The sequence below is a fragment of the Actinomyces minihominis genome (assembly GCF_900187855.1).
GTDB lineage: Bacteria > Actinomycetota > Actinomycetes > Actinomycetales > Actinomycetaceae > Scrofimicrobium > Scrofimicrobium minihominis.
The window spans coordinates 413,222-424,607 of record NZ_FYEG01000002.1 but is presented as its reverse complement, the minus strand read 5'-3'; the positions used below and the strand labels follow the sequence as shown (position 1 = coordinate 424,607).

The 11,386-nt window shown below is 59.0% G+C and carries 8 protein-coding genes and 1 pseudogene; 5 read left to right on the top strand and 4 right to left on the bottom strand.

The window, feature by feature from the left end:
• From CS903_RS03985 to CS903_RS03975, 3 genes and pseudogenes are all read right to left on the bottom strand, one after another.
• Nucleotides 1-1,039 (bottom strand): annotated as a pseudogene (locus CS903_RS03985) (IS3 family transposase); the annotation flags it as partial.
• A complete protein-coding gene (locus CS903_RS03980) occupies nt 982-3,588 on the bottom strand; it encodes an MMPL family transporter (protein ID WP_099332234.1) in 2,607 nt (868 codons plus the stop codon). The gene CS903_RS03980 and the pseudogene CS903_RS03985, both read right to left, overlap by 58 nt.
• Before the next feature lie 196 nt (nt 3,589-3,784).
• Entirely contained in the window at nt 3,785-4,768 is a 984-nt protein-coding gene (locus CS903_RS03975) for a DMT family transporter (protein WP_242491743.1), read from the bottom strand.
• Between the two features lie 237 nt (nt 4,769-5,005).
• On the opposite strand from CS903_RS03975, the gene CS903_RS03970 reads away from it, so the two are divergent.
• Together CS903_RS03970 and CS903_RS03965 are read left to right on the top strand one after the other, a co-directional pair.
• Nucleotides 5,006-5,791, top strand: a complete 786-nt coding sequence (locus CS903_RS03970) for a DsbA family protein (RefSeq protein WP_207203740.1) — start codon at nt 5,006-5,008, stop codon at nt 5,789-5,791.
• Nucleotides 5,792-5,793: 2 nt separating this feature from the next.
• The gene (locus CS903_RS03965; protein ID WP_099332233.1) at nt 5,794-6,621 is read left to right on the top strand and encodes a cytochrome c biogenesis CcdA family protein; all 828 of its coding nucleotides are present in this window, start codon (nt 5,794-5,796) and stop codon (nt 6,619-6,621) included.
• A 14-nt stretch (nt 6,622-6,635) separates the two neighbouring features.
• Here CS903_RS03965 and CS903_RS03960 read toward each other — a convergent pair whose 3' ends face one another.
• Entirely contained in the window at nt 6,636-7,397 is a 762-nt protein-coding gene (locus tag CS903_RS03960) for a glycerophosphodiester phosphodiesterase family protein (RefSeq protein ID WP_099332232.1), read from the bottom strand.
• A gap of 248 nt (nt 7,398-7,645) precedes the next feature.
• On the opposite strand from CS903_RS03960, the gene CS903_RS03955 reads away from it, so the two are divergent.
• The 3 genes from CS903_RS03955 to CS903_RS03945 are packed head-to-tail and all read left to right on the top strand — an operon-like array spanning nt 7,646 to nt 11,318.
• Nucleotides 7,646-9,433 (top strand): glycoside hydrolase family 2 protein, encoded by a 1,788-nt coding sequence (locus CS903_RS03955; protein WP_164996668.1) that lies wholly within the window; start codon nt 7,646-7,648, stop codon nt 9,431-9,433.
• Nucleotides 9,433-10,395, top strand: coding sequence for a carbohydrate ABC transporter permease (locus CS903_RS03950; RefSeq protein ID WP_099332230.1), 963 nt, complete (start codon nt 9,433-9,435; stop codon nt 10,393-10,395). The genes CS903_RS03955 and CS903_RS03950 overlap by 1 nt, the downstream gene beginning before the upstream one ends.
• Nucleotides 10,392-11,318: a carbohydrate ABC transporter permease gene (locus tag CS903_RS03945; protein WP_099332229.1), complete on the top strand. Its 927-nt coding sequence runs from the start codon at nt 10,392-10,394 to the stop codon at nt 11,316-11,318. Before CS903_RS03950 ends, CS903_RS03945 begins: the two co-directional genes overlap by 4 nt.
• Nucleotides 11,319-11,386 lie beyond the last annotated feature (68 nt).

Here is an 11,386-nt window from a genome sequence, read left to right as displayed (position 1 = left end):
CAGCGAGGGCGTTGTCGTAGCTGTCACCGACAGTTCCGATCGAGGGTGTCGCCCCGATCTTTGCGAGGCGCTCTCCGTAGCGAATAGACGTGAATTGACTGCCCGCATCGCTATGGCAGCGCAACTCGGGGAGGTATTTCCCCCGTGACCAGCGGGCCATCTCGATCGCGTCGAGTACCGTCTCGGTCTTCATGCTCGATGCACATCGTCATCCCACGATCGCGCGACTGTATGCGTCAATGATGAAGCACACGTAGGCGACACCCTGCCAGGTCGGCACGAACGTCCATTCCGTCACCCACAACTGGTTCGGCGCATCCGCGCTGAAGACACGGTTAACGAGATCAGGATGCCGCGGCATTCGCGGGTCAGGCTTCGTAGTTTTCACGCGCTTGTCCCGGCGCACGCCCTCAATCCCGAGGGTCTTCATGAGCCGGGCGACCTGATCATGGCTGATATTGATGCCTGCTCGCTGCGCAGCTTTCCAAAGCTTCCGCACCCCATAGACGGAGTAGTTCGATTCCCAGAGCTCGAGCAGTCTGGGCGCGAGCTCTGCATCTCTAATTTTCCGAGCAGAGGCTGGTCTGCCATGCGCGGCATAATACGTCGACGGGGCCACCTGCAGCACGCTGCAGATGCTTCGACCCCGAGCCTGCGACCAGCAACAACATCGTCTTTGTTGCGGTTGATGAAGGACACTAGCTCCGGTGTTGGCGGTCGAGCTCCGCCCCGAAGAAAGACGCGGCACGTTTCAAGATTTCATTGGCGCGCTTGAGCTCTCGGTTCTCTTGCTCAAGTGCTTTCATGCGGGTCTGCTCGTCGGTCGTCACCCCAGCTTTCACACCGTCATCGATGTCAGCTTGGCGACCCAGGCTCGAACCGACTCGACGCCGTAGCCGAGCTGTTCCGCGACGCGCGTAGTCGTTCCTTGGCTCGTGCCGAGCTCCGCGCGGAGCGTTCGCACCATCCTGACCGCGGCGGCTACTCCTTCAAGCCGATCTTTGCGGCAAGTTTGGCCAAGGGTTTGGGGGCCCACCAGTTCCACTTGCCAAGAATCGTCATGACGGCGGGGACCAGCAGCATACGGGTGATGGTCGCATCGGTTACCACCATGATTGCCAGGGCAATGCCCATCTGTTTGATGGCGACCATGTCACCCATGGCGAAGCCGATGAAGACGGCCACGATGATGGCGGCAGCGGAACTGATGATGCGGCCCGACCTCTGCAAACCCTTAGCCACAGCCGTGTTGTTGTCATCCCCGGCATCCCAGTACTCCTTGATCCTGGAGAGGAGGAAGACCTCATAGTCCATTGCCAAACCAAAGCCGAAGGCGATAAGGACGGCGACAACAAAGATCTCTAGCCCCCCGGTTTCGGGGACCCCAAACCAACCGTTGTTGAAGATAGCGGTAGTGAGCCCCAGTGCTGCCATCAGCGACAGGGTGTTGATGATCAGAGCCCTGACGGGGACTACGACAGACCCCGTCATCAGGAAGAGGAGGATCGTCACGGCAATGGCCACAACGAGCAGGGCCAGCGGGGCGTACTGCTTCAAGGTATCGGTGAAGTCGATCTGCGAGGCCGCTGAGCCACCTACCCAGACCTCGGCTTCAGAGTCGAGGGCTCGCATATCGTGAACTACCTGAACGACCTCGGGTCCAGCCGGATCCTCAGCAATCACCCTGACGTCGACCCTTGTCATTGACGAGTCTTCTTCGAGGGGTTGCGCGATAGCTTGGTCAACGTTTGGCAGTTCTGACACTTCGACTACGAAGTCAAGAACCGCCGGGCTGTCCTCCGGCGCATCGATTACCGCGGTGGCAGAGGGGGTAGCAAGTTCAGGGAAGTCGTTTTGAACGGTCTCAAAGGCGGTTCGCAGCGGGGTGTCCTGGGGGATGTAATCGGCAAAATGGTTGCGCAAGAAAAGGCTTTGGGTGGGAAGTGCCATTGCAACCAGGACCAGGGTGACGGTGATCATGATGGGCCAGGGACGCTTCTGGACCCAGCGGGCAATGCTGTAAAAGAACCCGTGGTCGGTGGAGGTGTCCCCGATGGCCTCAACTAGGCGGCCAACGCCGGGCACCTTGGTGATCGGCGAAGGCTTGAGAACCTTGCGGCCAAGGAGGGCGAGAAGTGCGGGAACCAGGGTGATGGCCGCCAGTACTGCCAGGAGGGTGACAGCGATGCCACCCCAAGCAATGACCTGAAGGATCTGGACGGGGATCATCGCCAAACCGATAAGAGACAGCGCGATAGTCACGGCTGAAAAGAGGACGGTTCGGCCGGCGGTCTCAACAGTCTTGATGACAGCGGGAACCACAACCTTTGACTTCAAGGCGGCCGGGTTCTTAGCGGTTCGAGAGTGACCAAGTCCCTCGAGAAGCAGTTTCGATTCTTCTCTGTACCTGGAAACGACCAGTAGGCCGTAGTCAATGGAGAGGGCGACACCAATGATGGAGACGACATTGAGGATGAATGAGTCAATCGTGGTGAAGAAGGTGGCGGCCCAGATGGCGCCCATTCCTGCGGCGATTGAGGAAACAGCGCCAATCAGTGGCATGCCCGCAAACAGTGCGCCGCCGAAAACAATAAGCATGATCAGGGCGGCAACCGGCAGGCTGAGAGCCTCACCGGTGACCAGGTCGTTTTGCACCTGGTCCATAATGGCTGCTTCAATCTGAGCGCCAGACATCTCTTCTATCTGAGCACCTGGGAAATCGATTTGCAGCGCATCCCGGTAGATCTGCGTGGAGTCGGCAAGTTCCGCCCGGGCTTCACTGACCTGCGCGTCGGATAGTTCAGGCTTGAAGGTCACGACGACCACGTAGGCGTCACCAGACTGGGAAACCAACGCATCCATTTGGGCCTGGGCGTCCTCTAGCTGTGCTTTCACCTCTGGATCGTTCTGAGCTTCTTCGAACTGTTCAGTGGCGGCGGCGGTGACCTGTTCGGTCACCTGCTGGGTGATCTCGGCCTTGGCCTGGTCCATCTGGGCCTGAAACTCAGCCTGCATCTGAGCGCGGGCCGCATCAACCTGGGCTTGAGCTGCAGCCTGAGCTTCCGGTCCCAATGCGGCTGCCTGTTCTACCTGGGTCTGCATCTGGGCCTCAGCGGCAGCAAGTTCCTGCTGCGCGGACTCCTCAGCCTGGGCCAGTGCTTCTTCGATGGCCTTGGCGGACTCATCCTTGATGGTCTGCTCGAGCTGCGCCTGTGCGTCGGCCTCAGCCTGGTCCAGCTCAGACGAGATCAGAAAGGCATCGGCAACCGTATCGACGAACTCGTCCTCAAACAGTTCACGGTGCTTCTCAGCGAAAGCAGCCAGGTCATCCCAGTCGGTGTCAGTGTCGACCCCGCTGACCACCAGGATTGAGGTTTCACCGCCCTCAGTCCCACCGGAGATGAGTTTCTGTACCTTCGAAGAGTCGGTTCCGGGAATCAGCGCCTCAGAGCTTGCCATGCGCTGGAAGAGGCCGCCTTGACCGAAGCCCCACAGGGAAGCCATTCCGGCAACCACCACGACAATCGCCCAGGTGATGAGTATGACCACTGGTCGCTTTGTGTCAGCTTTCCCAAGCCAGGTGAACATCCCTTTGCCTCACTATCCCTAGTCTTTGGCTACAACTCTGGTGACTGAAGGCAAACAGGAACCACGCAGTTCTAAGTGCCACAGACACACTTCAACACTCTCACCTTTCCACAGTTTTTGTGTGCCAAGAAAGTGACGATTGTGCAAAGTTTGCGACCGGCGGAAAAGGTGGGGCAGTATGACTAGAAAACGAGGGTTAGGAAACGGAACTGCGCCCGGAGAGGGGAGCGGGATCTTCGATAAGTTCACTGCCGTGTTCGACCTCATCCGCACCCGCATCGGGGGGAGTTGAAGAGGGCTTGTCATCGGTTCCACCAGTCTCAACTAGGACCATGGCGGTGAGGACGAGCGCGCCCCCGAGGAGGAGGCGGCTGGTCATGGGCTCACCACCAAAGGCAATGGCGAAAGCCGCTGCAAACACGGGTTCGGTCGTCATAATGACCGCGGCAGTGGTGGCATTCAAGCGCGACTGGGCCCAGGTCTGAACAACGACGGCGCCAAGTCCGGCCACGATCGTCATGTAGAGGAAACTGCTCCAGGCGCCCACCGTCTGCGGTAGGGCAACACCACCCGGAAGGGCTGCGGCACCAAGGATGATGCCGGCGCCGACGATCTGGATGAGGCCGAGGGTAACGGGTTCAGACTGGTGCGCCCATCTGCCCAGGAAGACGATGTGGAGGGCGTAGAAGAGTGCGCTCGCCAGCGTGAGAAGCTCACCTATCCTGAAGGGAACGCCCTCGCCCGTGAAGGGGTTGCCCTGGATGCTGAGGAAAGCAAGTCCCCCGGTCGCCATAGCCACGGCAATCCACACCTTGGCGGAAATCTTCTTGCCAAACAGGACCCAGATAAGGATGGGGGTGAGGACGACGTACATTCCGGTAATGAAGCCGGAAATGGAAGCATCCGTGTACTGGAGGCCGATGGTCTGCAGCAGCTGCCCACACGAGTACAGGACGGCAAGGAGCCCACCGCGAACCCACTCGATTCGACCGGCCGATCTGAGGCGGTTGAACTGAAACAGGATCACCAGGATGGCAGCCAACCCAAACCGTGACCCCAGGAAGTCAAGGGGAGGAACCTGTTGCAGCAGGTCCTTGATCAGAAAGAACGTCGACCCCCACACCGCTGTCATCAGGGTGAGTGCCAGTGTGGGCAGGAGGGCGGAACGGTTGGTTGGCAAGGCGGTCTGCTCCCACTAGAAATGCTTGGAAGATGGTCCCGCAGGTAGCTTCGACGCATCTGTGTGGATGGGCACAGAGTTGCCGGGGAAACCAGAACAGTCGATAGCCTAGTTGAGGACTCGGGGCGGCCGGCCGCGGGCTTGGTCACCTGGAACTCGCCATCCTCAGGCACAAAGCTGTCCGAGGTCGAAAAACGAAACCACGACATCTCGTCGCAGCTAACTTGGAGAATTACCTTGGAAAACCAGCCAAAGAAGAGCTCAGCCACCAGGATCGTCGTTCCGATCCTCATCGTCATCATTGCAATCCTGCTGTTGGTGGTGGCATGGCTGGTGCAGGGCAGCTCCCTTGGCAAAGAACCCCTGGGGGCTCAGACTAGCGGGACTGCGGTGACTGAAGAGGTCGAAGGGGCCACCGATGAGGTCGGGGACGCAAATGCGGGTGCTGAGGCACCTGCGGAGAACGACCTCACGACCCTGGAGGCCCGTGAGGAGAACGACCCGCTTGCGGTTGGTGCAGTTGACGCACCCGTGGCGATGATTGTCTACTCGGACTACCAGTGCCCCTACTGCGGTCGCTTCAACGAGGAAACCCTGCCGGTGATGATGGAGTACGTCGACCAGGGGCTGCTGCGGATCGAGTGGCGTGACGCCAACTTCTTCGGCCCTGCATCCGAGACCGCGGCACGAGCCGCCTACGCCGCTGGTCTGCAGGGGCGTTTCCTTGAGTTCAACAACGCCCTCTTCCCGGGCGGGGACAAACTCGCCGACACCGGGTTGACCGAAGAGGCACTGACGGCGCTTGCGGGTGAGCTCGGACTGGATCAGGCTCAGTTTGAAGCAGACTTGACCGACCCGGCCACCGCCACCATCATCGCTGAACACGCGGCCCTGGTGCAGGGGATCGGGGTCACCTCAACCCCGACTGTCATCCTGGGTGGCGTTCCTGTCATCGGAGCCCAGCCAACCGACGTCTTTGTCCAGACTTTCGAGGACGTCCTCGCCAAGACCCAGCAGGGCTAGAGGTGGATATCGGTCTGGTCACCGCCTTCATCGGCGGGGCCCTGGCGATCCTCAGCCCCTGCGGGGCGCTGCTGCTGCCGGCTTTCTTCGCATCGACGGTGGGTTCGGGCCCAAGGCTCGTCCTGCATAGCGCGGTCTTCTACCTGGGACTGCTGGTCGTCCTGCTGCCGCTTGGGGTGGGAGCAGGGGCATTCGGCAGCCTGTTCGTCACTCACCGCACGGCGGTCATTGCCATTGCCTCGGTGATCATGGTTCTCTTCGGTGTTCTTCAGATCTTCGGGTTTGGCTTTGATGCCTCAAAGCTGCTGCCTGGAAGCAGCAAGCTTGATCAGCGCGCCACAAAGAGCACCGGCCTTGTCAAATCATTCCTGCTGGGAATGGCCAGTGGGGTAGCGGGGTTCTGCTCCGGACCAATTCTGGGTGCGGTGCTGACTATGGCCGCAGCTCAGGGCAGCGTCGTTATGGCAGGGATCCTTCTGGCTCTCTACGGCGCAGGCATGGTGGTGCCCCTGCTGATCATCGCGGCACTGTGGGACAAGATGAGTTCTCGAACCAAGGGCTTCCTGCGAGGCCGCAGCTTCAAGCTGTTTGGACGTAGCTTCCACACCACTTCGGTTATCGGCGGCACGATTATCGTCCTCGTCGGCATCATCTTCTGGACCACCAACGGTCTGGTTTCAGCGCCTGCATTGCTGCCCTACGAGATGTCGGCGTGGTTGCAGAGTCAGAGCGCGCTTCTTTCCAGCGTCTGGGTCGATATCCTTGCCATCGTCCTCATCGCAGCCGTCCTCATCGTGATCTGGCTGAAGAAGACCAGTCCGAAAAAGTAGCAGCGTCGTCTGCGCTAGCGCATCATGACGTCAGCGACATCGGTAATGATGCCGGTGCAACCCCAGTTGATCAGCTCATTGGCGCGTGCCATGGAGTTGACCGTCCAGGGGTTAATGCCGAAGCCTGCATCGCGGATGCTCTGGGTTAGCTCCGGCGTCAAACTGCTGTGTTCGGGGTGAAGGTAGGTGGCCCCGGCCAGCTCCAGTATGGAGCGCCAGTCCGGCGTCAGCGTGTGGCGGTCAGTGAGAAGGGCTAGATCCATGCTGGGATCCCTGCGCCCGTACTCGGCAAGGAGCAGAGGTGAGAAGCAGCAGATCATGACCGAGACGTGGTCCTCAAGCTTGCTGAGGCTTTCCGCAACCTTCTCAACCAGGATCAAGGAACGTTCCTTCCCCTGCTGGTTGGCTTTCAGCTCCACGTTGAGGTTCATGCCGGTTTCGTTTGCAAAGGCGACGAGGTCGTCCAGGGTGGGTACGGGTTCACCGACGTACTGCGGACCGAACCATGAACCAGCGTCGAGGTCAGACAGGTCTTCACGGCGCAGGTCGTAGACGCTACCGGGGCGATTCGTGGTTCGATCGGTGGTTGCGTCATGCATGAGGATTGGCGTTTCATCCGCTATAACATCGATATCGGTTTCTATCCACTGGACACCGCGAGCGTGGGCCAGGCGAAATGCCGCCATGGTGTTTTCGGGTGCTTCGAGGTTGAGGCCGCGGTGGGAGAAGATGATCGGGTGATCTTCAACCTTGACTGACCTGCTTAGTTCGGACATTGCGCTTCTCCTAAAGTGTGTCTGTGACCATGGAGCCTAACACCGCAACCCGACGCCAAAGTGCAACTTTAGAGGGGGTGCAAGTCTCCGCATTAACATTCGTTGTGATGAAACTCACGGATGTGCTACGATTGCAAGTCAAGAAGATTTCGCTCATAGTTAGTCACATGCACGTCAACGCAGACAATTTTCGTCCTTGGGCAGATTCCGGATATCCCCGACCACAGCTGTGTCGAACCAACTGGGTAATGCTTGATGGTCTCTGGGAGTTTCGTTCGGACCCAGAAGATATCGGCAACCGCGACCGGTGGTTCAGAACCGATTCGGGCTTCAGTGAGACCATCACGGTTCCGTTCCCTATCGGAAGTCCCCTTTCGGGGCAGGAGTACAGTTCAGCCGATGTGAACTGGTACCGCAGGGTCATCACCCCCGCCGAACTGGAGCAGGCTGGTGACGGGTCTCGGATCTCGATTCACTTTGAGGCGGTCGATTTCGAAGCCACGGTGTGGGTCGATGGGGTAAAGAGGGCCCATCATGTTGGGGGCTACACGCCCTTTACCGTCGTGGTTGATCGCCCTCGATCAGGACGGTTGCTCACCATCACTGTTCGCACAGAAGACTCCCGCACCGACCTCGACAAGCCACGAGGGAAGCAGGACTGGCGGGCCACCCCCCACGGGATCTGGTACGAACAGTCACGGGGAATCTGGCGCAATGTCTGGATGGAAGCCACTGAAGAGAACTACATTGAGTCCCTCAACTGGTCATCTGACATCGATCAGGCGCTGGTTACGGCCACGGTGACCCTGGCTCAGCAGCCCGCCAGCTTGGGCACTCTGACGGTTGAGCTTCTGCTCGGTGACTCCATCCTCGCCCGCGGTACGGCCGAGGTCGCCGAACGTGAGTCAAAGTTGATCCTTCACGTTCCAGCCCTGCGGAACCGTCACGAGTGGGACTCCCTGCTCTGGGCCCCCGGTCGTCCTAATCTTGTCGATGCTCGCGTCTTCTACGACGAGCTATCCAGCAATGACCGGGTCATTTCTTACCTGGGGCTGCGGCAGGTCTCCCTTGACAGCCGCTTCCTGCGAATCAACCGCCTCCCGGTCTTCGTTCGAGGCATCCTCGATCAGGGCTACTGGGAACAGAGCTACTTCACCCCTCCGTCACAGGACGCCATTCGAAGGGACCTCGAGCTCGCGCAGGAAATGGGTTTCAACACTGTTCGCATTCACGAACGCTCCGCCGACCGCGCCTACCTCACCTGGGCGGACCGCATGGGCATCATGGTTTGGGCCGAGAGTGCTTCAGCCTATGGGTTCAGTGCCACGGCGATGGAGCGAACCCTCTCAGAATGGATTTCGCTTGTCGAACGCGACAGCTCCCACCCCAGCATTGTGGTCTGGGTTCCCTTCAATGAGAGCTGGGGTATTTCCTCAATCGAGGATTTGCCGGAGCAGAGGCACTTCCTTGACTCGGTCGTGTCGATGACCCGAGCCCTGGATAGTTCGCGACCCGTGATTGCCAACGACGGTTGGGAGCAGGGTGACACCGATATCGTCACCACCCACGACTACGCGACAACCGGTTTGGAGCTCGAAGTCACCTATGAGAGTGCCGAAGCGGTCGCAGAGGCCATCAACAGGACCGGTCCCCAGGGTCGCAAGACACTGCTTGACGGTGACTGGCACGGTGACCGTCCGGTGATGGTCACCGAATTTGGCGGGGTGTCCTTGAATCTGAACGATGCCGGGGCTTGGGGCTACGGGATCGTCTCTGACCGAGAGGCTCTGAGGGATCGCCTCGAAGAGCTCTTCTCGGCCCTCTACAGGTCACCGATCCTGGGCGGCATCTGCTACACGCAGCTCACGGACACCGGGACCGAGACGAATGGACTCTGTGATGCGAACAGAGTGCCCAAGATCCCCTCCTCAGAAATTCGGTCCATCGTCTGCGATGACAGCCCTCACCGAAGACACGTTCGACCCAGGTTAATCAGTGAGATTCAGGCGACCGATATACAAGAGGAAGACGTGTGATGAGCAGAGTGATCACGGAGGAGGCGGTGCAACTGCCTTCAGTTGACGCGCCGCCCTCAGTTGACCCGGCACGCAAGCGGGAACGAAGGATAAAGAAGTCCCGTAACTTCTTCTACTTCCTTGCCTTCGCGGGTCCCAACATCGCCTTGATTCTGGCCTTTGTTTACTACCCGCTAGCCATGAACATGTACTACTCGACGCTTGACTGGCGTCTGGGTGCGAAGACGGCGAAGCCTGTTGGGCTGGCGAACTACATCGAGTTCTTCACGTCCCCGCAGGGCACTGAGGTTTGGCGGGTGACCATAATCTTCACCGTGACCACGGTGGTTGGCTCAATGGTTCTCGGGCTGCTGATGGCACTGGTGTTGAACCGGAAACTACCGGGCAGAACCCTGGTTCGGACTTCACTCTTCTCTCCCTATGTACTCTCGGGAGTGGGAATCGGTCTGGTCTGGAGCTTCATCTTCGATCCACGCCTGGGTGTGATGCGCTACGTCTTTGAGTTCTTCGGGGGCAAGTCCCCGGAGTGGTTCCTGGATCCCGATATGTCACTCCTGATGGTGATCCTTGTTTACATCTGGAAGAACCTGGGGTTCTGTGCCGTTATCTTCATCTCGGGCCTCCAGTCCATCCCCGATGACCTGTTGGAGGCCGCAGCCATTGACGGCGCCGGCCCGATTCGGCGCTTCTTCAAGGTGGTTCTTCCCCTGTTGAGCCCGACCGTCTTCTTCCTCCTCATCTCGACGACCCTCTCATCGATGCAGGCCTTCGACATCCTGCGGATCATGACCCCCACGGGCAATGGCACCAACACGATCATCTTTGAGATCTACCTGCAGTCGTTCGGTGCCTACCAGCGTGCGGGCTATGCGGCGGCAATCTCGGTGATTCTGTTCTTCACCCTCTTCATCATCACGGCCATCCAAATACGTTTCGTTGAGCGAAAGGTGCACTACTCATGAGCAAAGCGTCAACTGCTGAGCTGTCACGCTCTGAGGCTAGGCGTGCAAAACGGACCCTGGAGGGAAGGGGGGAGTGGCGGAAGGCCTTCACTCGCGAGAACCTGGCCAGCACCTTGTTTGCCGGTTACATTCCCATGCTGATTGCACTTCTCTTGATCGCGCTACCCCTGATTTGGATGGTGGTGTCATCCTTCAAGTCCAGCGCTGAGATTGTCACCATCAACCCGACTTTCTGGCCCGTGGATCCCACGGTAGACAACTACATCCAGGTTGCGGATCGAGTTCCGCTGGGGCGCGTCCTCATGAACTCGGTGATTGTTACGGTAGTCGGAGCGGGCATCAAGGTCCTTCTGGCAATCACCACCGCCTACGCGTTGGTTTTCATTGACATCCCCTTCCGTAACGTCATCTTCCTGGGAATCCTCGTGGCGCTCATGGTGCCACCGGAGGCAGCTCTGCTTCCCAACTACATGACAATCAGTGCCCTGGGAGGTCGAAACACCCTGTGGGGAATCATCCTTCCCACTCTGGGAACCGCATTCGGCACCTTCCTTTTACGCCAGCAGTACAAGACGCTTCCCATCAGTCTGTTGGAAGCTGCCGAACTTGATGGGGCAGGGCACTGGCGACGCCTGTGGCAGATCGTTGTTCCCGTATCGATTCCGACGATTGCCACAGTCGCACTGGTGACCGTGGTGACGGAGTGGAACAGCTTCCTCTGGCCACTGGTCATCACAGATACACCCGAGAACATGACTCTGCCCGTAGGGCTGAACCTTCTGCAGTCCATTGAAAGCAACACGGGTAGCTACGGCGTGCTCATGGCAGGAGCGGTGCTGGTCATCGCCCCGGTCCTGGTGGTCTTCGCTGCCCTGCAGAAGTACATCGTGGCCGGCCTTACGCAGGGAGCAGTCAAGCAGTAGGGCGCCAACTTGAGGGACAACGGATAGGCCGAATGTGCCTACCAACAATAGAAAGGTATAGAAAAGGT